Genomic DNA, 24,029 nt, shown 5'->3' with positions numbered 1-24,029 from the left:
TATTCGTTATTAAGTTAAAAAACTCAAGATATAATAACCAAAGTTCAGACGAACAACTATCCAATTTAAAATAAAAAAACGTTCCCAAATTGATGCTACCCCTAGATGTGCGTAATCAATTGTTGAATCATTACACTACTTTCTCTTTGTAACCTCCTAGAGCCATTTAACGAGCCTGTGACAGTTGGAAGAGAAGCAGAGGAATCATTGATACAGGATACATGATGTAAGATTGTTGCTACAGGAGCAATTGTAAAAGCATAACAAAAGGACTTGCATTTGAGAATCAATCATAAACACAAGTCCTATTCTTATTAAACTAAAGCCCTCCGTTATTTTAATAAGATAACAAAATCATTTACGGCTTTCACTTTCAGCAGTTTTTAAGCTTTTTTATTCCTAATCCAATAGCTAGACCAACTAGACCACCTATACTCAAAGTAACGAAATTTCCCCAATCTACCTCTCTGTTTTCCCATAAACTTTTAATAAATACAGCTATAAGCACACCAAAAATCCAACATATCCAATATTTAAATAAACTTTTAATAGCCATCCCTCCGTTGAACTAAACTGCGGTGTTAGTCGAATAACTGAATAATCAGTTGTTTTGTCTAGTGTAACATATTTCCAAATATCAGTGCGAGATGAATGTATAAGCTTATAAAGCAAATTTGATGAGATTGCGGTAGCACATCATTAAGTTGGTGTGCTTTTTTATATTGGGAAATTATACAATATTGGTATTGTATAAAAAATGCGGGGTCTTTAATGAGGAATATTAATGAAACAATTACATAAGTTTGAAGTTTATATACTAATATAGTAAAATAGTTCGGTAGACCATAGTGCTAGTATGGTTGATTCGGAGGTTAATTTATGAGTGTTAAAGATGAAATCAGGGCAGAACAACAGAGAATATTCAACGAGAGAACGGAGCAAAGAAAAACGAATGGAAGAAAAAGTAGTGGAAAATAATAACGATTCACCCCAAAAATTAGGATGTGGGTGTGGTACATGGTTAATCATTGGTGTTGTTTTAATGGTAATAAGTCTTATCTATGGGTACTTCGGTGAGCGTGATTATTATGACCCTAACGATTGGAATTTTGATGGGAAAGTAGATATTAAGGACGCTGAAATGAAGTTAGATAGGTCTTTAAATAATGAAAAGTAATCCTATGAAGTAAATTTACATTGAAAATGTCACATCCCTATGAGTAAAGGTGGAACGGGTTTTGAAACCTCGTAACGAGACTGCTAGAGGTGTTAGAATTGATTCTGAGAGCCGTGTTGGAAGGCGAGTGTGAGTCACAAGAGAGCTGAATAAATGATTGAAGCACCTGTTGAGCTAAGCAGGTGTTTTTTTACGTGAAAAATAAGCCTATTTTTAATAAATGATAAAAATTTAATAATCTTTCTGAAAAACCCTGTCAAAAGTAGTGGAGGAATATATAATTGATAGTAGAGAGTTAAATCAACTACAGAGAGTTGGTGATATTAAAATATAGGAAGAAGGAATTTTTAAGTGAAACTAGCTACATACATTAAACAACACAATGAAGGGAAAAGAGATTTTGCTAAATCAGTAATCAGGCTCAGTGAAAATATACAATACGAAAAATCATATGAGCGTGTTGAAAAATACGATTTCAATGACGGTTATCTTACGTATAAGTATTTTAAAATAATCAGAAAGCCGATATTGAACAAGCCGATTGATTATATTGCTGTCCGTGTCCGTTCACTAAAGGAAGTCTATGCCAAATATGCGTATACTTTGCATCTATCAAAATTGAATAACTATGATATTAACGATTATGAAAATATGAGAGTGGTTGAAACTATTCACTCAGAATTAAATGCAATTGGAAAAGCGTATGATGTATATGAATTTGATAAAGTGACTATAGATATTTTTCCTCGGCATAGTGAGATTTTAGAAGAATGTTTGAAAGTGGTTCATTCAGTCCTGCCAGCAATAAAAGCAGAAAGAAAAAGACTATTTGAACAAGCGAATAATGCTATTACTAGAGTTCTAAATGATATTTTACCAAAAGTAGACCTGACGAAAAGTGAAAGGGAAATTGTAAAATACATTGACACAGCTTTAGCTAAACGTATACAGAGAGAGCTAAATCGTGAAAACGGCACTAGGAAATTTAATAGAAATGGAAAGAGTTACTATGTTCCTGTCGATGCTTTAAAGATGAAACCTAAACAGTTTATCCCTCCAAAAGTGCTGAAAATTGATTTTTTAAACTTGAATCAGCACCAAAGGAAGTTTGCGAAAAAACTTTTGGAATTGGTTCAACAAGAGTTTGATAAAGGGGAAAGTGATAACTTCATATTTGATGAAGATGGAAATATTATTGGTATTAAAAAACGTTACTTTGCTAATCAAATGGGAATCAAAGAAAGCAATTTTAAAAACTCACTAGCAAGAATACAAGTAAAGTATCAAGATTACAAGGATTGATATTTTGTTCAAAAAAATGAGTAACACTTTTGGTGTATATAATGTTGTAGTGTAGGGGTAGTGCGAAGCATCACTCTTACCAAAATTAAAATTATGTTTATGCTCAGGTTTTACTAATACCTGAGTGTAATTCCATTTATATATTGTCTAAGCGTACTTTTATTGAGCGTAATTGTTTTGCTATTGATTAGACGATACGAGAATGGGCTACTTAATTGTAGTCCTTTTTTTATTAGGTTTTATTCAAATAATTAACTGAGTAAGTTCATTCTTTCTATTGGATGTGGGCGCTCAGGACACCACCCAAAAAGCTTGAGTAGCACCTGTGACCCATCTTGATGATTCACTTGATGATTTATGAGTGGCTCAATCAGAACACCGCACAGAGCGTTCTCAGGTCTTACATAGGTTGATGGAAAATTAAGCCGTGAGCAATTGCTTATTGGCTTTTTTAGTTCGTAGAAATACGAAAAATATCATATCAGAAGGAGAATCATTTAATGGAAAACTTACAAAAAGAAGAATCAGTTGAAATGGAGTCTATTAAGGTTGTTGAGGAAGTTGAAGCAACTGTCCAAGAGCAACAAGAAAATCCATTGGAACAAGAAAAGCAAGAGCTACAAAAAGAAATTGAGCGTTTAGAGCAAGAAAAGTTTGAGTTAGAAAATCAAAGGCTACAAATAATGTTAGAAAAGCATGGAATTAGTTTTGCTAAAGAGTATATGGAAAAATACGGATATGCGAAAACGGCAGATGAAAGATTAGATGTAATAACGCAACTACTCAATGAAATAAAAATTGATATGGGCTTTAAGCCCAAAGAAGTTGCTAAGCAAGATGATTATACAGCTCACAAGCAAAATGGTGATGCTAAAGGCATGATTGCTAGTAAGTTCGCAAAATTATTTAAGTAAAACAAACTAACAGGAAGTAGGAATTTATTAATGTTTAAATCACAGTCATTTACAGAATTAGAACGCATTTCATTAGCTAATGAAATTGCAGTAATTGGGGTTCAAGCTACACCATTTACATCATTATTAATGTCTAAAGGAAATATCGAAAAGGCATTAAGCACAGTCTACACGTGGAGAGAAAAATCACTTTCAAATGATGAAGATATTTCAGCGGTAGAAGGAGCAGACACAACGGTATTTTATGAATCTGCTAGGGCAGAATTAAGTAATATCCTTGAGATTTTTAAAAAGGGTGTTCAAGTGAGTGGAACAGCAGAAGCAATGCAATCAACTCAGTTCTCAGCAGAGGTTGCAGACCGCCTGTTAGAACTTAAAGTAAATATGGAAAAGAAATTCATCAATGGTCTTAAAGCAGATGGTTCAAAAGCACCTTTCAAGCGTCAATTATCAGGTCTAATTGAAATGGCTGACGCTACTAATGCGGTAACAGCTCAAATTGATGAAAATGCAATTAAACAAGTTATGCGTAACCTTTGGAATCAGGACTTAGCAGAAGGTCAAGTATATGCCTTTGTGAACGCTGATATTAAAGAGAAGATTGACGCTATCTATAAGGACAACTATTCATACAACCATGTGACAACATCATTTGGCTTATTAGTAGATGAAATCAATACTAACTATGGTTCAGTTAAATTTGTTTTGTCTAAACATGTGCCAGCGGATAAAGTGGTGTTTTTCAATGATGCTTATGTTGATTTAGCATACTTGCGTGAGCCACACTTTGAGCCACTTGCAAAAACAGGTGATTCAGTGAAGGGTCAAGTGGTTGCAGAAGCAACATTAAAGGTTGGTTCAAAGAAAGCAGTTGCAGTTTTAACACAGGGTTAATAATCCCTTTTGGCACTCTCGATAATGGGAGTGCCTTTTTCAAATTATTTCATGCAAATTTATTACTAGAGGAAAGGAAGTAAGAATATGACACAAATAGAGCTATTTTTAATGCGTAGACAAAAGCGAATTAAGCTTTCTGATATTGCTAAACATATTGGTTGTTCAATTGCTTTGCTATCACGCTATGAGAATAATAAAGTGGCAATGGAAGCAAACAAAGTAAAAAAGTACAAAGAGTATATCTTGAACAACTAAATGCTCAATGGAGCAGACAGGAGCTAAAATGATGGATATTTACAAGGCGCTTGAAGCAGTTCCTTATAAAAAAAGGGAATACTTCAAATGGAAGTTTGACTTATATGTCAATCGCACAGAAGAACTCACAGAAGAAGCGTTGTGTCAAAAATTAGATGTTAAAACATTGAACCATATGAGGAAGTGGGAAAAATCTTCTGAGTATCTGATGTTGACTAATTTGTATCTTGAATCACGCATGGCAAATGACTTGGAACAAATTTATCAAGTCACAGCAGGGAAAGCCATTGAAGGTGATGAAAAGGCTATTAAACTTTTATTAGACCTTCAAAAGCAGATTAGAGCATTTAATAAAGAAGCTAAGGTAACGCTCCCTCAAGAAGAAATTAATACCTATGATGATTTGGAGTTGTAATCTATGACAACTAAATCAACAAAACTTGAAAAAGTTCTTAGTGAATTTCCGTTATTCGCCAAGAATTTTATTTTTATTACAGACAACGAGAATCAGGTCATTAAGTTTGAAATAAATGAAGCACAGCAAGAGATTGAAAATCTAATGCTAAATAATCGCTTTGTGGTGATTGGTAAAGCAAGGCAAGCAGGTATTTCAACATTTGTGCTTGCTAGAGCATTGTGGCGAGCATTAACTAAGCCTAATGAAAATATATTGATTGTGTCCTACAAGGGAGACTCAGCGAAAGCATTATTTGAAAAGTTGAAGCAGATGAATGATACTGTTCCAAGAGACAAATTCCCTCATGTGTTTCCGAAGGTACGCAGGGATAACAGGAGTGAGCTATTGTTTGCTAATGGTTCGAGGATTTCAAGTGTCACAGCAGGGAACAAAGATATTGGGCGTGGTTCTACATATACTTATGTTCATCTATCTGAGTTTGCTTTCTATGCTTCACAGGAAACACAATTGCTGTCAGTTGAACAGTCCCTAGCAAAAGGAGCTGAAAGCCAATTAACGATTGAAACAACCTCCAATGGTACAAGTAACCACTTCTACCGCCTCTATATGCAAGCCCTCAAAGGTAAGTCGAAGTATGTTTCTTACTTCGTTCCTTTTTACCACAAGCTATATAAAAAACAATTCGCTCATGACTATGATGAAGCTGAACGTTGGTATAAAGCAACCAATGGTGGCAAGCGACTTGCTTCTGATGATTTAGAAGAAGATGAAGAAGTTCTACATAATGCAGGTGCAACTTTAAGGCAACTTATGTGGCGCAGGTGGAAGATTCAAGACATGGAGAATGAACAGCAGTTTATGCAAGAGTACCCCTCAAATCCATTAGAATCCTTTATTTCTACAGGGAAAAGTGTATTCGATCAAAATAAGGTATTAACTAGGCTTTCTTATGCGATTGAGCCATTATCTAAAAATGAAGTGCTGTCAGAAGTACCTGAGAGCGTTCGAAAATACATCGGTAAGGGCTTAGACCTTTTCGAATTGCCTGAGCGTTCGAAAAAATATTACTTCGGTGTCGATACAGCCAGTGGCTCAGGGAATGACTATTCTACAATCACAGTCTTTGATTCAGAAGGGCAACAAATAATGAGCTTCTACCATAATAAAATAGCAGTGTATGAATTTGCTCAAGTCATTTATGACTTGGGTATTTTTTATAACTATGCCTTTTTAACAGTGGAACGCAACTCATATGGTTTACCTGTCATTGAACGCTTACGCAAAGAGCGTGGCTATCTCAATATGTTTAAGATGAAAACTTTTGATGAACGAGGAAAGAAGAAGTTGCAAATAGGCTTTATCACTTCTGAGAAAACAAAGGCGATTATGATAAGCGATATGAAAGAGCAGTTTGAGCTAGGGCTTGTGAATATCGAGTGTAAGACTACCTTACAACAGATGCAAATGTTTATTGAAACAAATGGTCGCTTAGGGAACAAGCGAGGGAATAGTGACTTGCATCATGACGATAGCGTTATTTCAACAGCATTAGCGATTCAAGGAATGAAAACAAATAAATGGTATGTATAAACCGAAAGAATGGAGCAATGTAAATGTTTGAATCTTATAGAAAAAGAGTTTTAGCAACGCAAGAGGAACAATTAAATAATGTGGAGCAATCCAATACAGAATTTGCTACAAAAAAGAAAATCTTAGAGCTTGAAATCAAAGAACTCAATAGAGAGTTGAAAGAGAAAGAGTTATTGTTGCAAGAAATAACAATCATGATGATTCAAGACTCAAAGTAAGAAAGGAATGACAATATGAATTTAGATAGATATTTACAGGTTAAGCACAAAGGCAATCCCACTTGGTTTTTAGAGGAAGTAAATTCTTATGACAACCAAGAGCGTTTACAAGATGTGTTTAGTAAGAAAAAGTATTTAGATGGTCAACACAAGATACTACAGCGTGATTCATTTAAGTATAATGGTCAGGTCATTGAACCAAGAAAGATTGTTATTCAGTTGGCAAAGACTATTTTGAACTTCCAAGCGCAATACCTGTTGAAGAACAGTGTCAATATCATTGGGGCTGAGAAAATGGTTGAGCAGTTTTTGAAGGTCAATAAGCTAGGTCGCTTTGATGATAAAAATGTTATTATCCTAAGCAAGCTGATGAAATTTGGTCAGGTGGCTGAATACCTTTTCATTAATGCAAAAGGAAGAATTGATTCAAAAATTATTGACGCAGAGGATGGAACACCTGTGTTCAATCATCATAATGAGATGATTGCCTTTATTGAGCATTATGTCTTTGATGGAATTGCTTATTACACGGTTTATACTGATAAGCTAGTTCAAGAGTGGTCAAATGAAGGTGGAGAATTAAAACTCGCTGCTCAACACGCAAATTTAAGTGGCTTACCTGTCCTATACAAGACTGATAATGAGTTTAGTGATACAGAAGGGCGCTCAGAATTAGATGATTACACAGGAATCTTAGATAACATGGAAGATGTGTTATCCAAGTATGTTGACAGCATGTATAAGTTTATGAATCCTATCCCTGTTGCAGTTGGTCAGCAACTCAAAGATTCGTTGCCTGCTGATATTGTTGGAGGGGGCTTGAACCTTGATGATGGTGCTGATTTCAAAATGGTAACTAACCAATTAGATTCAAAGTCATTTGAACTAGTCTACAAGACGCTACAACAGGCTTTATTAGATGTAAGTTCAACACCTGCTGTATCAATGAATAAAACTGATGTTAGCAATTTATCAGAAGTTAGTATTAAGCTGTTGTTCTCACTAGCAGATACAAAAGCAGGTCTGAATGAAACATACTTAAAACAGGGCTTCTATGAGCGTTGGGAGAAGGTTTGTGAACTGTTGAGATACAAAGGTGTTCAGATTTCAGAAGATGATTTTATGACACTTGAGTTTAATTTCCAATACAACACACCATCTAACCACGCTGAGATTATTGACAACATGAGTAAGCAACATTCGATGGGAGCTTTAAGTGTTGAAACAATCCTTGAGCAGTCGCCATATGTGAATGATGTTACGCTTGAGATGAATCGCATACAAGATGTGAAACCATTTGAGCAGGAAGAACACAGTAATTTTAGTGGCTCTAGTAACCTTGCTGAAAAGGTATCATAAAGATGGATAACATTGGGATATAAGATAAGTCTATTGTTTGCTGAAATCATAGGGATTTTGGTTGAACGTAGGCTTTTTATTTTTGGTATGAATTGGTGATTTTTGAGGTGTGAGAGGTTGGAGTGATTATGTTCAATTTTTCACGCCTGTTACACATGTATTGGAGGTGAATAAATAATGGAGAAAATGAGTTTATTCACTATCCTAGCATTGACAGGAACATCATTGTCCTTCCTTGTTGGAGGATGGCATGTATCATTGACTGTTCTAGTTGCGTTTATGGTCATTGATATTGTGACAGGTGTAATTGTGTCACTTGTGCAAAAGCGTCTATCCTCAAAGATTGCTTTTGTCGGCTTCTTAAAGAAAACCACTATTATGATTGTGATAGTCTTAGCGAACCTATTAGACGTACTAACAGCGTCAGGTGTGCCTGTCTTTAGGACAATGGCTATTTACTTCTACATCGGCATGGAAGGGTTGTCTATCACTGAGAATCTAGCTAGGATAGGTGTTCCGTTGCCTAAAGGGGTAAAGGAACGACTATTACAGTTAGCAAATGAGGAAAATCAACAAAAATATTAATGTATAAAATCGCTGTTTTTTATGCAGTATTTTCAATAGCCTTACAGATATGTAGACGGAAGAAACCTTGATATATCAACGATGTATAGAAAATGTATAACCATTATTTGGATAAAATCGAATGGTGTTGATATATCAACTATTAGCAACTACTTCTAGTTTACATAATTCAGCTTATGGGAAGCTGTGTATGAATATTTATACAAATAGAATTAATTGGAGTGATAACTAAAAATGAACAATTTACAACGCTTGCAGTTGGAAACAAAAGGGATTGACCTTGAGCAGAACGAGTTGATTGTGTATCTTGCTGAAAATGGTCTTGATGCTCATGCCGAGTATAATCCGCAATCTATGAAAGACAAAAAGGCAATCTATTCAACTGCACTTAGTATGCTCGAATCGGTGGCTAACAATCCGACAACAATGAAAGCCATTAAGATTGATGATATGACGGTCAGTGAGTTCCATGAGAACCTAATGAAACGCATTGACCAATTAACTTATAAGGTACGGACAATGAGAACTGATAACAGTAACTCAGATGTTTTTATGCTGTACGTGTAGGGAGTGAAGCAGATGGAATTATTTGATGCTCAGGCGCTCGTTGACACGTTCTCGGGGCTTGTTGAGCCTTACATGAAGAATGAGTTGACTGCTACACCAAGCACCGTAGATGGCTTTGTGACAAATGCTACCCTGTCAGCCAACAGCACGTTTCACTTCCATTCCTTGAGTGAATTCAAGCGTGGCGATTACTTTACTATTAATGGTAGTTACTATCTTGTGACAGGTGATGTAGTGGCTCAAAGAGGATTTAAATATAAAGCTCTAGTGGAATACTGCAACTATATCATTGAGCCAACTACCACTGTGAAAATCAAAGTAGGAACTGACGCTTTAGGTAGACCTATATACAAGGAAAAAACTGTTGTAGACCGTTCAGAGCCTGCTGTGATTAGGTATAAGGAAATGACAGTGGATGAAGATTCCATTGTAACGGCTACTAAGACGCTTGTTATCAATGTGCAGGATAACGCTAAGAACCGAGTAGGCTTCCAAGTGAATAGTACACTAGCAATTCATGGGCGAACATATAAAGTGATTAACGCTGAGATTGTTAAGGTTGGTCTAATAGAGTTAAAGGCTGAGTCAGAAAATGTGTTACTACCATTGCTTGATGATTAGATAATGTTACCCCAATCGAGTTTCTTCTATTAAAACCATATCAATTTTCACACGAACAGAAAAAATGGTATAATATTCATGTTTAATTAAATGTGGAAATGATAAGAAATGAAACAATGGATAGAGGAGTGTCTTAAATGAGTGAAACGACAGCAGTAGTTCAACCTGATGAAGCAACTGAAAATAATAATTCGAGCCAAGACACTAAAAAAGCAATAAAAGTAGGGCTAATAATGCCTATTGCTGAAATTGCGGGGCTAAATGAACATCATTGGGAAGATGTAAGAAGGATTATTCGTGAAGCATTAAAGGATATTGCTGAATATGAAGTGGATATTAGATTAGTAAGTGATTCTGATGAGGTTAGAGTAATTCAAAGTAATATTGTTCGTAATATATACTCAGATGAAATAGTTATTATTGATGTTAGTGCAAAAAATCCAAATGTAATGTTTGAGTTTGGTATGAGGTTAGCATTTGATATGCCTTTTGTAGTTATTAAAGATGACGCAACTCCATTTATTTTTGATACAGGGAACATACAGCATTTAGAATATCCAAGAGACTTAAGATATACGAAAATTGAAGAGTTTAAACGTAAGTTAAGGCATAAGGTTATTAGTACGCTAAAATATAAAGAGGAAAATCCTAACAAGAGTTTGTATCTTGAGGAATATGGAAATTTGGTGCCGAAAAAGATTGATGAAAGAGAAACTGATATTGGAACATATATGAACAAGATGGTTAACGAGCTGAAATCTTCTCTAAAAAATACTACTGAAATTCAACCTGTAAAGATAAATGAACAGCATATAAGAAGAGAAATTAGTGAGATATTGTTTGAATTTAATTCACATCAGGATGTTCTTAGTGCGAACATTTCTGATTTAAACGACTATGTTGTTGCAAATATTGGGGTTCTTGGTAACGATTTATCGAGATATACTATTCAATCTTATATTAGAGATATTTTAGAAGATATACAAAAAGAAAGATTTGTAAACTCATTACCATTTTAAGGAGTGAAGAGGTAGGGCAATGGCTATTACCTCTTTTTTTATTTGCAATTTCTCACACTTCACCATATAATAGAAGAAAGTAAATTTAACTACCAATAAATTTACAAGTGTAGACCAATAAATAAATGAAACTTTAGTTAAATAAAGTGTTCAAAAACCTATATATATCAACATTCTGATCTTAATTTTTTATTATCCCTTAAGACAAATAGTGAATTTATCGCTATGATTGCAGACAAGATTCGCATCGACATGATGGCTAGTTAAACGTTAGAGCCACAAGGGATTACAGGACTTATTTAGAGAGAATTCATAGAATTTATACCGACTAACTACAGCATTCATATAACTAATGTCAATTAATTGAATTAAACTATGAAACACATTCATTTAGGGGGAAAATCCCGTTCATGGAGGTGTTTTTTTTTATGACTGATTTCGATATTGAAATAGACCGTTTTATGCTTGATTGTTTTTTATGATTAAGTTGATTTTTAACTTTCCTTTATATAGCCATTAGTTTCATTAACCCATCTGTCATAGTTTTGCAAGGTAACACCTGCATAAATATATTTAGCCAAATTTAATTGTAAAACACCTTTATTTATTTTCTGGAGAGCCATTAGCGCAGCGATGGGCGTGTAAGAAATAAATGATTTTTATTCTGGATGCTTTGCTTCAGGGTTTTTGTTTGGTTTGTATTACAAGTGATAATTAGCATCTTTTCAAGATGATAGGCCTTGTTTGGATTGACCTTTAAATATAGTTTTTTTATAAATCTTTTCAAGAAGAAAAACGAGCCTGTGAGTGCTGATATTGAAGCAGAGGAAGCATATTTACACAGGTTGTCTAAATGGAGCTATATAGCTAAGTGTGAAGCTTTAGAGAGGTTAAAGGGAGCATAGCAAAAGGACTTGTATGTATTGAGTTGTCCTCATACGCACAAGTCCTATCTTGATGAATGTATTAAAAATGTTATAGATTATGAGATGTTAAAATAGTCCCTCTTATATCGATTATTTGAAATATTTTTCATAACAGACACACTGATGTTTGCGGGTGATATCATTGAATTGTTCAATATCATTGCCAACATAATGAGCGAATGTCGAAACAGGAAATAAATTTGAAACTTTCGTTGAGATTCTATTATTCATTTCATTTCCTTCAAAATAAAGATGATAATATGATTCGACTTGATTGAACTCCATTTTTTTATACCATTTTTGTACCCAATTATCATCACGAGTCCATGCTTCAAAGCGATTTAGACTTATTTCAATCGCTCGTTTTTCAGCAACTTTTAATAAATTTTCACCTATACCTTTTCGTGCATAATCGGGATGTACAGCTATATGCCAAATCATACCACCTAAACCATTTCCTCTTGAACAAACTGTACCTTCTTCTACTTCGTATTCAACATCAATTAAACCAACAATTATTCCATCTATTTCAGCTACTAACTCAATGGAAGGGTGTTCATAGACTTCTTTTTTATTTAGCACATTGTCATAATAAGCCGTATTTAGAAAAGCAAGAACTCTACAGCGTAACCAACCTTGCTCATCTTCATTTTTATAGTTTCTAATTAACACTTTACAACTTACCTCCATTTAAATCTGCACGTTTCCTAAGTGACTGAAAATTCTATCTATAAAGAAATCATAACATATTGAAGGTTAAGTTGGTAGATAAATGGTAAATGCGAAATCTTAGAGAAGTGTTAAAAGCGACTATAACACCTGTGAGCGTTGAGAGTGAAGCGGGGAAATCATTCACACAGGTTGTGTAATCGTTGCTGTCACGCAATCTATGAAGCTACGGGAGCGATTGAGGAAGCATGCAAAAGGACTTGCGTATATGGGATTTAATCATAAACGCAAGTCCTGTTCTTATTAAAACCAAAGCATCCGATTGTGGTATAAATTACACATTTATTTTTTTACTAGAAATTCCAATTATAGTACCTATCCATGTTCCTAATAGGACGCTAATCGCAACGAATCCCAGTCCCATACCTTCCCATCCACCAACAACAAAAATACTGTATAAGACTAAGCCGAAACAAATGAAGCTAAATACTAACGAAACTGTATATAAGGTTTTTCGTGATACCTTACGAGATATGAAGTAAATCCCAACAAGAAATATAGCCCCCAGAAGTAATATGGGTGTCCATCCATCTAGCATAAATGCATTCAATTTTTTCAACTCCTTAATCACTTTGTCTTATTATTTGCATCGTTAATTGAATAACTGAACAATCAGTTGTTTGTTAAAGTGTACCACATTTAACATTCGAAGAAACAAAAAGGACTTTAAGCTAACGGTGTGAAAGTAATGAAATTCGCTCAGGTTGTTGAAGTTTTTAATAAGGAGGAGTGATTAATATGTCGAAAAAGAATTTACTCCCAATGAAATTTAATTTGGGTGAAAAAGTCCTATTCACATTCAATGGCAATGAACTGGTTGGAATAGTTGAAATTGCAGACTTTGGCGGTTCGTTTGAACATGATTACCATTCGTATGATATTTTCGTAGCTGAGGACAATTGTTTGTATAAACATATTCCTGAAGAAGTTTGTAGAATTGCTTACTTCTAAGGAGATTGAACAGCGCACAGCGTAATCGAGTGACTAACTATTCATATGTTCATTTCTCGATTCGCCTAAGAGTACTGTTCAGAACTTGGATGACAGCAGATAGAGCCAAGCCACACATACGCAAGTTCAGCACATGAGGCTTTCACAATGCCATAAAAGATTTGACCGCCTTAATGGAACATCATGAAAGCCATGCTGACCATTCGTTTGATGGTTTGTGAAGTTAAGTTATGACATTGAACGCAAAGTACATTCCAATTAGGATAGCTAATGTAATAAAAGGTTTGAAAACCCACTGTGGGGCTTTAATAATTTTCAAAACCGTCCCTATAGCAACACCTGCTACAAGCATGATTATTAGAATAAGAGCTAATTGAATTGCCATGTTATTTATAACTGAATTATCTATAAAAAAATCCATTCTCTATTTCCACCTTCTTTACATGTAATTGTAAATGAAGAAGCAAGTGATAGCATTAATGGATTTTTGATATTAGTAGGATTTGTGCAACTTAATCGTTTGAGCGTCACTCATAGCGAGACGATTAGGTCTAAACCATTTTAAGTTTGAGTTAGATTACAACAACAATAGCAAGCTTACAGAGCCATTTAACGAGCTTGTAAGAGTTGATAGATTTTGCTTGGGCTTGTTTCAATGGACTTTAGGAAGCTTACCTATTTCACAAAAAAGTAAAAATCCAACAATCACTATTTACAAACTTTTCACCGAATTAAAATTAAACAATATATGTTGGAGCTATCATTTATCGCTCAAAAATGTTAAATGGAGGAAAAATTTACTATTACCCCTATCTCAAATATTGGGTTTATGATAACATATATCTGAATCTTTTAACTTTGGAAAATATGAAAGGAAGTGTAATAATCAGATATGAAAAAGATATTTAAACCATTGATTAGTGTTATTGTCGTAGGTGCCCTCTCTCTAACTATAAATATAGATAAAAATGTATTAGCTAATGATATTGCAAATACATGTAAATATGATGCGGCATCGAAGGTCAATCCTGACAATTCCACAATGAACTGTTTGTTAACCGAAACAGCACTGAGTTATAATGTTCCTCCTGAAATTGTGAAGGCAATAGCGGAAGGTGAAAGTGGAAATTGGCGTCATTTCGATATTAATGGGGAAGCGATTGTGACAGCTGATAATGGAATTGGCATTATGCAACTTACAAATCAAGCTGGCTACAATCAAGATAGACTAAAAAGCGATATTGTCTATAATATTCAAGCTGGTGTAAAGACTCTAGATGATATGTTTAAGCGGAAGGATTTGCCTAGCATCAACGGTGGGGAAAGAGATATATTGGAACATTGGTACTTCGCTATCATGGCTTATAACGGTACTAAGCCAGTAAATAGTCCATTTGTCCAAGCAACTGGTGAAAGAAATGCAAAAGCCTATCAAGAAAGAATTCTCAGAATTATTGAGAATTTGGAATTAATAGACTTAACAGAGCTGCCTTTTACACACGAACATTTTTAATATGACTCTAACAGCAGGGAAAATATTAAATTTTCAGCGATGAACTATGATTTTGATTTACCATTAACAAAATCAAAATATTTTTTTAAAACAACTCAAAAAGTTAGTGCAACAACTAATGTAACAGTTAGGACAAGACCTACTAAGGATAGTCCTTCTATGGGTACTTTACGTAAAGGCGAAATTGTTACCATTACGGGTCCTTTTGAATATGAAGCAGTATCAACGAAGAAAAACCATTTTGTTTGGTATCCTGTGAAAAGAAGTGACGGGACAGAGGGGTATGTAGCATCAAGTTATTTAAACTACTCAGCTTCAACACCAACGCCAACACCTCCAGTAACACCGCCAACAACGGGAAACGTTGATGTATCAAAGTTTGCTGATTACAATGCAAACCAATACTGGGCTGAGGATTTTAAGTGGGCAGTCAACATCGGTATCATCAGTGGATACCCAAACGTGAAAAACCCTGCAACAGGTAAATACGAAAACTTGCTGAAACCATACACAAACTTAACAGAAAACCAAATGCTGTCTATATTATTTAGATACTTCAAACCTGATGAACTAGCTTCAACGATAGCTAATACTTCATGGTATGGAGACGTAAACTACCAACTGGCTACAAAATACTCTCTACCAGTTCTAGGTGCAAACACAGCATCCAAACAAGCCATTGCAGGTAAGGATATCACACGGGGTAACTTCGCTCGTATCTTAGCTTCAATGCATTATGGTAAGACTGTATCTCAGTCAGAAGCTATTAAATTCCTTCGTGATAATGGTTTAACAACTACTAAAACAAATGAAGAGTTTAAACCAAATGATTCTCTAGCAAGAGCGCACACAGTGGCATTCTTCCACCGTTACGAACAAATATTCAATAACTAAATTGCTACTTACAACTGAAAAGGTGACTATAAAAGTCATCTTTTCTTTTTTATGTTTAATAAATCCTTTCTTGACACTCCTCGAACCTTTCATAACTAAATTCATTGACACAGATTGCTTGGGAGCTACAAAGTCTTGTGTTAAGCTACTGGAGTGATTGAGAAAGCATAACAAAAGGACTTGCATATATGAGATTCAATCATAAACACAAGTCCTTTTCTTATTGAAGGAAAGCCCCCGTTAGCCATCCATGAAGGCGAGCTAAACGTTGATTTAAATGAATTTATGAAAGTCAGATTAACTTAGAATGATCGTTAAACTTAATAATTATTGCACTTATACTACTACTATTATGTAACGCCTTTTTAGACAGTTTTATGCCGACTGTTTGAGGGGGCGTATTTTTTTTATTTAATTGTTGAATTTGTAGAAAAAAATAGTCGTATATATATAATAAAGGATGAAAAATTGGGGGGATGGAATGGGGTTATTTGATGGATTAATTGGTAATGCAAGCGAAGTAAATTTTGAAAAATTACAGGAAGAAGTTAAAGATTTATTAATACCCAATGAAACTATTAAGAATGCATATAAAATTATAAGGGATATCTTTGTTTTTACGGATAAAAGACTTATCTTAATCGATAAACAAGGAGTAACTGGCAAGAAAACGGAATATCATTCAATTCCATATAAGAATATTCTTCATTTTTCAGTTGAAACTGCGGGAACATTTGATTTAGATGCTGAATTAAAAATTTGGGTTTCAAGTAGTCAGTTACCAATACAGAAAAACTTTAATAAATCGACTAACATCTATAAAGTTCAAAGTGTATTAGCAGAATATGTATTAGGCTAGTTATAAATAATAGCGGTCAACTGTTTACATATAAGCTGTTGATCGTTTTTGTCTCGCATTAATGGACAGTAATATATCTGTTACGGAAAGCGAGGTGTCAGGAACAAGACTTCTACCTACAGCGAAAGTAAAGAGGGAGATGAACTGCCCGTAAAAGCCCGGTTGGTGAAGACTAATAATCAGTAGCATGGAGAAACCCCCTTTATTTGGCTAAATATTGGTACTTATCAGGCTCTCCAATTTTTAATACATAGGAATTAATAATCCGTCAAGCGTGTTGATTAGGAAAAAAATAGGTTTATTATTGAGTGGTAAAAGGATTTTTTTGTTACCGCTTTGCCAATATATTTCCATTTTAACTGATTGTAGCGTAGGGCTACTCGACTCCCGCGGGAAAGCGAGACAGACGAGACCCTGCACGGAGCAGAGCGGAGGAAGCGGCTCGACGCTCGCCCGCAGGAAGCCTTGCTCTGCGCGAAAGCGAAGCGTCAGCGGCAAAGCGAGTAGCCCGTAGCGGAAATCAGCCTCTTTGAATGTATAAAAATGGTTAATCAACACGCCTGATAATCCGTTATAATTTAAACGGGTGATCACATATGAAAAGCGTAAACTTTCAACTTGACGAAAACAATTCGTTAGAGATAACGCAGATAGAAGACAATTTATTTGAAGTTCGACTAGGAATTAATGGAAGCATGAACATTTACTATATGACGCGAGATCAACTCCTAAATGTCGAACAACTAGGTGGTCATATTCGCATAGAGACTTTATTTACCGGCGATATACGCTAGTGGTTTTATTCAATACGCCTGTATAAGCAGTTCGTAAACTGTCTATACAGGCGTATTTGTAGTATTGAAGGCTTATACAGGCTTATAAAAATTATGATAGAAATATTACATATCGTATAAATTAATTAAAGATTTAGTAAATCTCCCTATTATTCACAGTTGATTCAAATAGTTGTTTAGGAAAAAATTTGAATATCATGTAAAAACATTCCTTTGTTATAGTTAATATTGACCAATGTATATGTGAAAAATGGAATGTGTAGGTGGATGTTTTACTGATAAAGTAGTTGTATTTTCTTTGTCAGTAGTGACAATTGTCTCTAAACAAATGTAAATAGATTGTATATACTTACAGTTAGAGGGAAGGAGGAAATAGCTTGATACTAGTTCGAAATGATAACTTCGAAATATCAGAAGAAAATGGCAAGGTATTTATGCTTACTTACAGTGCTGGTTTTCCATTAAAAGAATTTGATCATATTTTAAGAAGTCATCCCCGACTTAAATTGTCTAATTTTTCTATATTAAAGAATGTTTTAGCAACAGAAAGCACAAGCCCTGTTGAAATTGGTCGTTGGCTTCCAAATGTTGAAGCAGAAATTGCACGAGATAAAATGTCTGCCTCTATATTTATATATGAAACACATGATTATATTCAAAAGAATAAAGAAAAATTAACGCAACAAATTTTGGAAACACTCGAAAACGAAGGAATTGTTCAAGGGATTTTAGATTTCAATATTTCCGAAGTTGAACCAGGAAAAGCATTTTTAATTGCACAAGGAACACCGCCTGTAACAGGAACAGATGCACAAATTACATATTTACCTAAACCGGAGAGAAAGCCAGTAATTCGCGAAGATGGGAAAGCGGATTATTACGACATGAACTTTATTTCTGAAATTTCTGAGGGTTCGTGGCTAGGCGAGAAAATCCCTGCGACATTAGGTAAACCAGGAAAAAATGTACTAGGCGAAATTATGGCTGCTGTACCAGGTCGTGATTTTCCTATACGATACGATAAAAAATCAGCTTATGAAGTGGAAGAGGAAGGAATAGTTGTCATCCGTTCAAAAATAGCTGGTGTATTAGATGATGTCAAGGGCCTGATTGGTGTTAATAGACATTTACCAATTAATGGAGATGTTGGCGTTGAAACAGGGAATCTCGAATTTGATGGCTCTCTAAGCATTAAAGGAACAGTTACATCTGGCTATACAGTCATTGCTACTGGTGATATTTCCATCGAAGGTGCTGAAGGTGTAAGCGGTGCCAAACTAATTAAATCCATTGAAGGGGATGTCTACATTCGAGGAGGAATTTTTGGCCTAGGATCAACTCTTGTAGAGGCAGGCGGCAATATTTTCGTCAAGCATGTTAATGAGGCGAATTTACTAGCGGCTGACAGTATTCATATAGGATCTTATGCATTGGGATCACAGCTCTCTGCACATTCTATCTTTGTGGACGAACGAAAAGGGAAAATAATTGGAGGTCGTGCCGTCGCCAAGAATACAATCGTCACTGCCATCACAGGAAATCGTTTAGAGCGTCGAACTGATTTAATCATCGAAAGTGTCAACAAACAGGAAAACTATTCCATTATACAAGAAAAGGCAACGCAGCTTAAGCAGCTGCAATCACAAATTTCAGAGCACGAGGAGAAAATTAAAAGCTTACTACCATTCCTTAGCCAAATGTCTAAGGAACAAATAGCTACATTTGAAGAAACAAAACAAGGGTTAAACAAATTGAAAGCTGAGGCAGCGACAATTGATCGTGAAATTAAACTAATGATGGATGAAATGCGTCATGCTGGAAAAGAAGAAATTATTGTGACAAAGGAAGCTCATCCTGGTACCAATATTCAAATTGGCAAAAAATCATCCTTATTAAGTAAAATGACAAATGGTAAATTCCTTATCGAATTTGGTGAGTTGAATGTCTAGTGAGTCTTTCATTCCTGTATTTGCACATCGTGGGGCTTCAGCGTATGCACTTGAAAATAGCTTCAGAGCTTTTGAAAAGGCATTAGAGTTAGGGGCAGATGGGATTGAATTAGATATCCAATTTTCAAAAGAAGGAATTCCAGTTGTATATCATGATCCACAGCTATCAAGATTGGTTGGCATCAATAAACTAGTGAATGAATGTACGTTAGAAGAGCTACTAAGCTTTAAACTTGGGAAGCCGTGGAGACGATTATTTTCAACGTATAAAATTCCAACGTTTGATGTAGTTTTAGCATGGGCAAATTCACAACAGCTACCGCTTAATATCGAATTGAAATCGACAGTTCTTGATAATAAAAACGCACTTATTCAAATACTTAAGGATCTTACTTTACCTGTTGGTAGTCATTTTTCATCGTTTCACTACGAGCTAATGGAGATTGTGAAGCAATATAAACCGGAATACGAAACAGCACTTATCGCAACAAAGAAGGTAAAATGGGATTTGCTCAGTGATTATAAAGCTATTGACAGCGTGCATATGCATAAGAGATATTATAAACCAAGATATTTAGAGGCATGTGTAGCGAGTGGTAAAGCATGTCGTTTTTATGCGATTGATGGTAATGAAACATTTTTATCGAATCCACATCCTTCTGTAATAGGTTGGATTACTGATTATCCTGATAAAGTAATAGCGAAACAGCAACGTTAATCAATTTTTGACTTGGCGTTATTGTAGCTGCCACTGCGCTTTCGCTACAGAAAACAAATGTTGCTGACGCTACGTTAACACTTCGCTTTCGCACAGAAAACAATTGTTGCTGACGCTACGTTAACACTTCGCTTTCGCACAGAAAACAATTGTTGCTGACGCTACGTTAACACTTCGCTTTCGCACAGAAAACAATTGTTGCTGACGCTACGTTAGCACTGCGCTTTCGCACAGACAAAAAACTGTAGCTGCCGCTGGCTTTCGCTACAGAAACATGAGCTGAATGAAAATAAAAATAGCTATCCAGTAAGTCTGTTGAGACTTATTTGGATAGCTATTTTTATTTTTTTTGGAAGCGCGGTGCCACTTTTCCATTTTTTCGATCGCGATGAAGTAAAAATCCTGCGAAAAAGCCAAAGCCAATAACAAAGAAAATAACGCCAACGACGAATTGGAGCCATAAAAATGGGAAAGGTGAGATGAGCTTACCAAATAATGTATCACGCATGAATTTAATGCCACCTGCAGCCATAAGACCTGGAATAAGCATTACAATAAATGCAGCAAAACGAGCCATGCATGTCCCTCCTTATACCTAAGTTTAATTGTACCTGTGGATATTGGAATGTCAAGGAAGCTTGAACCTCGCAATAAGTAAAAAATAAACCACTTTCCATAACTGAATGTTTAGAAAATTCTTTCTTAAACAAGAATGTGTAATAATAGTTGCGAAATTGTGAAATTGTCAGTATTGTAAAATTAAATGGAGCAATATTATCCATTGTTAAACAATTTTAAATTCTTTCAGCAGGTGTCCAAACACCTGCTAAAAGAATTTAAAGCCTCCGGCGGATGTCACGGAATCGGAAAGGAATTCTTTGTGCAAGCACAAAGCCGATTCCGGACGCAATTATGCCGAGGCATAATTGATACACTAATTATTACTTAATTGGGATGGGCATTTGGGGATGCACTTTCCAAAGCAAAGGGGCGAGTTTTCATGGAAATCTTCAAGTATATGGAAAAGTATGATTATGAACAATTGGTATTTTGCCAAGACGAGGCATCAGGGTTAAAAGCGATTATCGCTATCCATGACACAACACTTGGACCAGCACTAGGTGGGGCACGTATGTGGACATATGCATCAGAAGAAAATGCGATTGAGGATGCATTGCGTTTAGCACGAGGGATGACCTATAAAAATGCTGCAGCTGGTTTAAACCTTGGCGGTGGAAAAACGGTCATTATCGGTGACCCATTTAAAGATAAAAATGAAGAAATGTTCCGTGCACTAGGGCGGTTCATTCAAGGGCTTAACGGTCGCTATATTACAGCAGAAGACGTTGGTACAACAGTGTCAGATATGGATTTAATTCATGAGGAAACAAATTATGTAACGGGAATTTCCCCGGCTTTTGGATCATCAGGAAACCCATCTCCAGTAACTGCTTATGGAGTTTACCGTGGTATGAAAGCAGCGGCAAAAGAAGCATTTGGATCTGATTCACTAGAGGGACGTACAATTTCAGTACAAGGACTAGGAAATGTCGCTTACAAGCTTTGCGAGTACTTACATAATGAGGGGGCAAAACTTGTTGTTACAGATATTAATCAAGCGGCAATTGATCGAGTTGTGAATGATTTTGATGCGACTGCTGTGGCACCAGAGGAAATCTATTCACAGGAAGTTGATATTTTCTCACCTTGCGCATTAGGAGCGATTTTAAATGATGAAACGATCCCGCAACTAAAAGCAAAGGTTATCGCTGGTTCTGCCAATAACCAATTACAAGATTCTCGTCATGGTGATTATTTACATGAATTAGGAATAGTTTACGCACCTGATTATGTTATCAATGCAGGTGGTGTAATTAACGTAGCTGATGAATTGTATGGATATAACCATGAGCGTGCGATGAAACGAGTTGAAGGCATTTATGATAGTATCGAAAAAATCTTCACTATTTCTAAACGTGACGGAATCCCGACATATGTAGCGGCTAATCGTTTAGCAGAAGAACGTATTGCTCGAGTATCAAAATCTCGTAGCCAATTCTTAAAAAATGAAAAAAATATTTTACACGGTCGTTAAGAACCGCATATTAGTTGGAAGAAGTCGCATTGTCGACTTCTTCTACCTTTAAAATAGTAAATGAATAGTTTTAAATGAGTTTAAGCTAAAGGACAGCTCATTTGAAAATTACCTTAGTGATTGAAGCGAATAGGATGCATTAGCATTTTTCTCATAAGGGGGAATCGATATGGCTCAAAATTATGATGTTGTCATTTTAGGTGGAGGTACAGGAGGCTATGTTGCAGCGATTCGAGCTGCACAGTTGGGCTTGAAAACAGCCATAGTCGAACGTGAACGTCTAGGTGGAACATGCTTGCATAAAGGCTGTATACCAAGTAAGGCCTTACTTCGAAGTGCAGAAGTGTATCGTACAGCAAATAAAACAGCCGCTGAATATGGCGTAGATATTGAAGGGGTTACATTGCAATTCGACAAAGTGCAGGCTAGGAAACAAGCTATTGTTGAGCAATTGAGCCAAGGTGTGAATACACTGATGAAAAAAGGCAAGATAGACGTTTATCAGGGAATAGGGCGAATTTTAGGACCGTCCATTTTCTCACCAATGCCTGGCACTATTTCAGTTGAAATGACTAACGGCGATGAAAATGAAATGCTTGTACCAACAAATGTTGTGATTGCAACCGGATCTAAGCCAAGAGGAATGGCAGGCCTAACAGTTGACGGTAAATATGTGATGAACTCTGATCATGCACTACAAATGGAAGAACTGCCAAAGTCACTGTTAATTGTAGGTGGAGGAGTTATTGGAATTGAATGGGCTTCTATGCTTTGTGATTTTGGAGTTTATGTAACTGTATTAGAATATGGACCATCTATTTTACCTGCAGAGGATACGGATATTGTCAAAGAAGTGACAAAGCAGCTGGAAAAAAGAGGTGTTCGTATTGTAACAAATGCCCGCATAGATGCTAGTACCTTCAAAATTGAAAATGATAACGTTTTCATTTCTGCGAATGTCAATGATAAGGAAGAATTATTTGAGGCTGATAAATTATTGCTTTGTGTAGGGCGTGAGGCAAATACACAAGGTATTGGCTTGGAGAATACAGAAATAGAAGTTGAAAATGGGTTTATTAAAGTCAAAGATTCGTATCAAACAAAGGAATCACATATGTATGCCATTGGCGATGTAATCGGTGGCTTACAATTAGCGCATGTTGCTTCACATGAAGGGTTATCTGCAATTGAGCATATTGCAATGGGTAAAACAGAGCCACTTGATGTTCTAAAGGTTCCAAAATGCGTTTATTCTTACCCTGAGGTTGCAAGTATTGGCTTAACTGAAAGTGCTGCACGTGAGCAAGGTTATACATTGAAGGTCGGTAAGGTTCCATTCAAGGCGATTGGAAAAGCGTTAGTTAATGGAGAGACAGATGGCTTTGTAAAAATTGTTGCTGATGAAGAGACGAATGATATTTTGGGTATTCATATGGTAGGACCACATGTGACAGATTTAATTGGAGAAGCATCACTTGCTAAATTACTTGATGCAACCCCGTGGGAAATTAGTCAGGCCATTCATCCACATCCGTCACTTAATGAGGTGCTTATGGAATCAGCTCTAGCAGTCGATAAGCGCGCCATTCATTTTTAAGGAAATATAAAGTAGGTCAATACTTAAAATCTGTTCGTGATTAATAAAGTAGGTTGGAATGAAAGCGCATGGAGGCTCGAGC

The 24,029-nt window shown here is 35.7% G+C and carries 26 protein-coding genes; 21 read left to right on the top strand and 5 right to left on the bottom strand.

Annotated elements, in window-relative coordinates:
• Nucleotides 1-373: 373 nt before the first annotated feature.
• Nucleotides 374-556 carry a hypothetical protein gene (locus tag QUF91_RS17250; RefSeq protein WP_223553466.1) on the bottom strand — a complete coding sequence of 61 codons (183 nt, stop codon included), beginning with the start codon at nt 554-556 and terminating at the stop codon, nt 374-376.
• Nucleotides 557-892: 336 nt separating this feature from the next.
• Here QUF91_RS17250 and QUF91_RS17245 point away from each other — a divergent pair, with 336 nt between their 5' ends.
• The 13 genes from QUF91_RS17245 to QUF91_RS17185 all read left to right on the top strand — a co-directional run bounded on the left by QUF91_RS17245 (nt 893) and on the right by QUF91_RS17185 (nt 10,922).
• Nucleotides 893-1,177, top strand: a complete 285-nt coding sequence (locus QUF91_RS17245) for a hypothetical protein (protein WP_289418735.1) — start codon at nt 893-895, stop codon at nt 1,175-1,177.
• Nucleotides 1,178-1,528: 351 nt separating this feature from the next.
• The gene (locus QUF91_RS17240; RefSeq protein WP_289418733.1) at nt 1,529-2,479 is read left to right on the top strand and encodes a hypothetical protein; all 951 of its coding nucleotides are present in this window, start codon (nt 1,529-1,531) and stop codon (nt 2,477-2,479) included.
• Nucleotides 2,480-2,979: 500 nt separating this feature from the next.
• Nucleotides 2,980-3,393: a hypothetical protein gene (locus QUF91_RS17235; protein ID WP_289418732.1), complete on the top strand. Its 414-nt coding sequence runs from the start codon at nt 2,980-2,982 to the stop codon at nt 3,391-3,393.
• A gap of 30 nt (nt 3,394-3,423) precedes the next feature.
• Nucleotides 3,424-4,287 (top strand): SU10 major capsid protein, encoded by an 864-nt coding sequence (locus QUF91_RS17230; RefSeq protein WP_289418731.1) that lies wholly within the window; start codon nt 3,424-3,426, stop codon nt 4,285-4,287.
• Nucleotides 4,288-4,374: 87 nt separating this feature from the next.
• Nucleotides 4,375-4,545, top strand: a complete 171-nt coding sequence (locus QUF91_RS17225) for a helix-turn-helix domain-containing protein (protein WP_289418730.1) — start codon at nt 4,375-4,377, stop codon at nt 4,543-4,545.
• 31 nt (nt 4,546-4,576) lie between these two features.
• Nucleotides 4,577-4,960 carry a hypothetical protein gene (locus QUF91_RS17220; protein WP_289418728.1) on the top strand — a complete coding sequence of 128 codons (384 nt, stop codon included), beginning with the start codon at nt 4,577-4,579 and terminating at the stop codon, nt 4,958-4,960.
• 3 nt (nt 4,961-4,963) lie between these two features.
• Nucleotides 4,964-6,553, top strand: a complete 1,590-nt coding sequence (locus QUF91_RS17215) for a terminase large subunit domain-containing protein (RefSeq protein ID WP_289418727.1) — start codon at nt 4,964-4,966, stop codon at nt 6,551-6,553.
• Between the two features lie 23 nt (nt 6,554-6,576).
• Nucleotides 6,577-6,771: a hypothetical protein gene (locus QUF91_RS17210; protein ID WP_289418726.1), complete on the top strand. Its 195-nt coding sequence runs from the start codon at nt 6,577-6,579 to the stop codon at nt 6,769-6,771.
• Nucleotides 6,772-6,786: 15 nt separating this feature from the next.
• The gene (locus QUF91_RS17205; protein WP_289418724.1) at nt 6,787-8,130 is read left to right on the top strand and encodes a phage portal protein; all 1,344 of its coding nucleotides are present in this window, start codon (nt 6,787-6,789) and stop codon (nt 8,128-8,130) included.
• A gap of 177 nt (nt 8,131-8,307) precedes the next feature.
• Nucleotides 8,308-8,715 carry a phage holin family protein gene (locus tag QUF91_RS17200; RefSeq protein WP_289418722.1) on the top strand — a complete coding sequence of 136 codons (408 nt, stop codon included), beginning with the start codon at nt 8,308-8,310 and terminating at the stop codon, nt 8,713-8,715.
• A gap of 234 nt (nt 8,716-8,949) precedes the next feature.
• Nucleotides 8,950-9,282: a hypothetical protein gene (locus QUF91_RS17195; RefSeq protein ID WP_289418719.1), complete on the top strand. Its 333-nt coding sequence runs from the start codon at nt 8,950-8,952 to the stop codon at nt 9,280-9,282.
• Nucleotides 9,283-9,294: 12 nt separating this feature from the next.
• Nucleotides 9,295-9,903 carry a hypothetical protein gene (locus tag QUF91_RS17190; RefSeq protein ID WP_289418717.1) on the top strand — a complete coding sequence of 203 codons (609 nt, stop codon included), beginning with the start codon at nt 9,295-9,297 and terminating at the stop codon, nt 9,901-9,903.
• Nucleotides 9,904-10,040: 137 nt separating this feature from the next.
• Complete coding sequence (locus QUF91_RS17185; RefSeq protein WP_289418716.1) at nt 10,041-10,922, top strand: hypothetical protein; 882 nt, start codon at nt 10,041-10,043, stop codon at nt 10,920-10,922.
• A 1,016-nt stretch (nt 10,923-11,938) separates the two neighbouring features.
• Here the strand turns inward: QUF91_RS17185 and QUF91_RS17180 are convergent.
• Both QUF91_RS17180 and QUF91_RS17175 read right to left on the bottom strand, forming a co-directional pair.
• A complete protein-coding gene (locus QUF91_RS17180; RefSeq protein WP_285399521.1) occupies nt 11,939-12,520 on the bottom strand; it encodes a GNAT family N-acetyltransferase in 582 nt (193 codons plus the stop codon).
• A 331-nt stretch (nt 12,521-12,851) separates the two neighbouring features.
• On the bottom strand, nt 12,852-13,127 hold the full coding sequence (locus QUF91_RS17175) for a YesK family protein (protein ID WP_289418714.1): 276 nt from the start codon (nt 13,125-13,127) through the stop codon (nt 12,852-12,854).
• Between the two features lie 188 nt (nt 13,128-13,315).
• On the opposite strand from QUF91_RS17175, the gene QUF91_RS17170 reads away from it, so the two are divergent.
• Nucleotides 13,316-13,528 carry a hypothetical protein gene (locus tag QUF91_RS17170; protein ID WP_285399519.1) on the top strand — a complete coding sequence of 71 codons (213 nt, stop codon included), beginning with the start codon at nt 13,316-13,318 and terminating at the stop codon, nt 13,526-13,528.
• A gap of 223 nt (nt 13,529-13,751) precedes the next feature.
• On the opposite strand, the gene QUF91_RS17165 is transcribed toward QUF91_RS17170, so the two are convergent.
• Nucleotides 13,752-13,949 carry a hypothetical protein gene (locus tag QUF91_RS17165; RefSeq protein ID WP_285399518.1) on the bottom strand — a complete coding sequence of 66 codons (198 nt, stop codon included), beginning with the start codon at nt 13,947-13,949 and terminating at the stop codon, nt 13,752-13,754.
• Between the two features lie 471 nt (nt 13,950-14,420).
• Between QUF91_RS17165 and QUF91_RS17160 the strand changes: the two genes are divergently transcribed.
• The 5 genes from QUF91_RS17160 (at nt 14,421) to QUF91_RS17140 (ending at nt 20,255) form a co-directional block, all read left to right on the top strand.
• Complete coding sequence (locus QUF91_RS17160) at nt 14,421-15,041, top strand: transglycosylase SLT domain-containing protein (protein WP_289418711.1); 621 nt, start codon at nt 14,421-14,423, stop codon at nt 15,039-15,041.
• Nucleotides 15,042-15,080: 39 nt separating this feature from the next.
• Nucleotides 15,081-15,935 (top strand): SH3 domain-containing protein, encoded by an 855-nt coding sequence (locus QUF91_RS17155; protein WP_289418709.1) that lies wholly within the window; start codon nt 15,081-15,083, stop codon nt 15,933-15,935.
• Between the two features lie 481 nt (nt 15,936-16,416).
• On the top strand, nt 16,417-16,794 hold the full coding sequence (locus tag QUF91_RS17150; protein WP_285399516.1) for a PH domain-containing protein: 378 nt from the start codon (nt 16,417-16,419) through the stop codon (nt 16,792-16,794).
• Between the two features lie 1,171 nt (nt 16,795-17,965).
• On the top strand, nt 17,966-19,537 hold the full coding sequence (locus QUF91_RS17145) for a flagellar assembly protein A (protein ID WP_289418707.1): 1,572 nt from the start codon (nt 17,966-17,968) through the stop codon (nt 19,535-19,537).
• Nucleotides 19,530-20,255, top strand: coding sequence for a glycerophosphodiester phosphodiesterase (locus QUF91_RS17140; protein ID WP_289418704.1), 726 nt, complete (start codon nt 19,530-19,532; stop codon nt 20,253-20,255). The genes QUF91_RS17145 and QUF91_RS17140 overlap by 8 nt, the downstream gene beginning before the upstream one ends.
• Before the next feature lie 340 nt (nt 20,256-20,595).
• Here QUF91_RS17140 and QUF91_RS17135 read toward each other — a convergent pair whose 3' ends face one another.
• A complete protein-coding gene (locus QUF91_RS17135) occupies nt 20,596-20,832 on the bottom strand; it encodes a DUF2627 domain-containing protein (RefSeq protein WP_285397123.1) in 237 nt (78 codons plus the stop codon).
• A 423-nt stretch (nt 20,833-21,255) separates the two neighbouring features.
• Between QUF91_RS17135 and QUF91_RS17130 the strand changes: the two genes are divergently transcribed.
• Together QUF91_RS17130 and lpdA are read left to right on the top strand one after the other, a co-directional pair.
• Nucleotides 21,256-22,350, top strand: a complete 1,095-nt coding sequence (locus tag QUF91_RS17130; protein WP_285397122.1) for a Leu/Phe/Val dehydrogenase — start codon at nt 21,256-21,258, stop codon at nt 22,348-22,350.
• A 169-nt stretch (nt 22,351-22,519) separates the two neighbouring features.
• Entirely contained in the window at nt 22,520-23,947 is a 1,428-nt protein-coding gene (gene lpdA, locus QUF91_RS17125; RefSeq protein ID WP_285397121.1) for a dihydrolipoyl dehydrogenase, read from the top strand.
• Nucleotides 23,948-24,029: the final 82 nt, after the last annotated feature.

The organism is Lysinibacillus sp. G4S2, assembly GCF_030348505.1.
In the GTDB taxonomy this organism is placed as follows: domain Bacteria; phylum Bacillota; class Bacilli; order Bacillales_A; family Planococcaceae; genus Lysinibacillus.
This window is presented reverse-complemented; position numbering and strand designations above follow the sequence as displayed.

What these genes read in the sequence shown, in the direction of transcription:
- QUF91_RS17185 (WP_289418716.1), top strand. Translation starts at nt 10,041, where the DNA reads ATGAGTGAAACGACAGCAGTAGTTCAACCTGATGAAGCAACTGAAAAT.
- QUF91_RS17205 (WP_289418724.1), top strand. Translation starts at nt 6,787, where the DNA reads ATGAATTTAGATAGATATTTACAGGTTAAGCACAAAGGCAATCCCACT.
- QUF91_RS17160 (WP_289418711.1), top strand. Translation starts at nt 14,421, where the DNA reads ATGAAAAAGATATTTAAACCATTGATTAGTGTTATTGTCGTAGGTGCC.
- QUF91_RS17215 (WP_289418727.1), top strand. Translation starts at nt 4,964, where the DNA reads ATGACAACTAAATCAACAAAACTTGAAAAAGTTCTTAGTGAATTTCCG.
- QUF91_RS17170 (WP_285399519.1), top strand. Translation starts at nt 13,316, where the DNA reads ATGTCGAAAAAGAATTTACTCCCAATGAAATTTAATTTGGGTGAAAAA.
- QUF91_RS17140 (WP_289418704.1), top strand. Translation starts at nt 19,530, where the DNA reads ATGTCTAGTGAGTCTTTCATTCCTGTATTTGCACATCGTGGGGCTTCA.
- QUF91_RS17245 (WP_289418735.1), top strand. Translation starts at nt 893, where the DNA reads ATGAAATCAGGGCAGAACAACAGAGAATATTCAACGAGAGAACGGAGC.
- QUF91_RS17220 (WP_289418728.1), top strand. Translation starts at nt 4,577, where the DNA reads ATGGATATTTACAAGGCGCTTGAAGCAGTTCCTTATAAAAAAAGGGAA.
- QUF91_RS17195 (WP_289418719.1), top strand. Translation starts at nt 8,950, where the DNA reads ATGAACAATTTACAACGCTTGCAGTTGGAAACAAAAGGGATTGACCTT.
- lpdA (WP_285397121.1), top strand. Translation starts at nt 22,520, where the DNA reads ATGGCTCAAAATTATGATGTTGTCATTTTAGGTGGAGGTACAGGAGGC.
- QUF91_RS17190 (WP_289418717.1), top strand. Translation starts at nt 9,295, where the DNA reads ATGGAATTATTTGATGCTCAGGCGCTCGTTGACACGTTCTCGGGGCTT.
- QUF91_RS17150 (WP_285399516.1), top strand. Translation starts at nt 16,417, where the DNA reads ATGGGGTTATTTGATGGATTAATTGGTAATGCAAGCGAAGTAAATTTT.
- QUF91_RS17155 (WP_289418709.1), top strand. Translation starts at nt 15,081, where the DNA reads ATGAACTATGATTTTGATTTACCATTAACAAAATCAAAATATTTTTTT.
- QUF91_RS17250 (WP_223553466.1), bottom strand. Translation starts at nt 556, where the DNA reads ATGGCTATTAAAAGTTTATTTAAATATTGGATATGTTGGATTTTTGGT.
- QUF91_RS17230 (WP_289418731.1), top strand. Translation starts at nt 3,424, where the DNA reads ATGTTTAAATCACAGTCATTTACAGAATTAGAACGCATTTCATTAGCT.
- QUF91_RS17210 (WP_289418726.1), top strand. Translation starts at nt 6,577, where the DNA reads ATGTTTGAATCTTATAGAAAAAGAGTTTTAGCAACGCAAGAGGAACAA.
- QUF91_RS17130 (WP_285397122.1), top strand. Translation starts at nt 21,256, where the DNA reads ATGGAAATCTTCAAGTATATGGAAAAGTATGATTATGAACAATTGGTA.
- QUF91_RS17135 (WP_285397123.1), bottom strand. Translation starts at nt 20,832, where the DNA reads ATGGCTCGTTTTGCTGCATTTATTGTAATGCTTATTCCAGGTCTTATG.
- QUF91_RS17235 (WP_289418732.1), top strand. Translation starts at nt 2,980, where the DNA reads ATGGAAAACTTACAAAAAGAAGAATCAGTTGAAATGGAGTCTATTAAG.
- QUF91_RS17200 (WP_289418722.1), top strand. Translation starts at nt 8,308, where the DNA reads ATGGAGAAAATGAGTTTATTCACTATCCTAGCATTGACAGGAACATCA.
- QUF91_RS17165 (WP_285399518.1), bottom strand. Translation starts at nt 13,949, where the DNA reads ATGGATTTTTTTATAGATAATTCAGTTATAAATAACATGGCAATTCAA.
- QUF91_RS17225 (WP_289418730.1), top strand. Translation starts at nt 4,375, where the DNA reads ATGACACAAATAGAGCTATTTTTAATGCGTAGACAAAAGCGAATTAAG.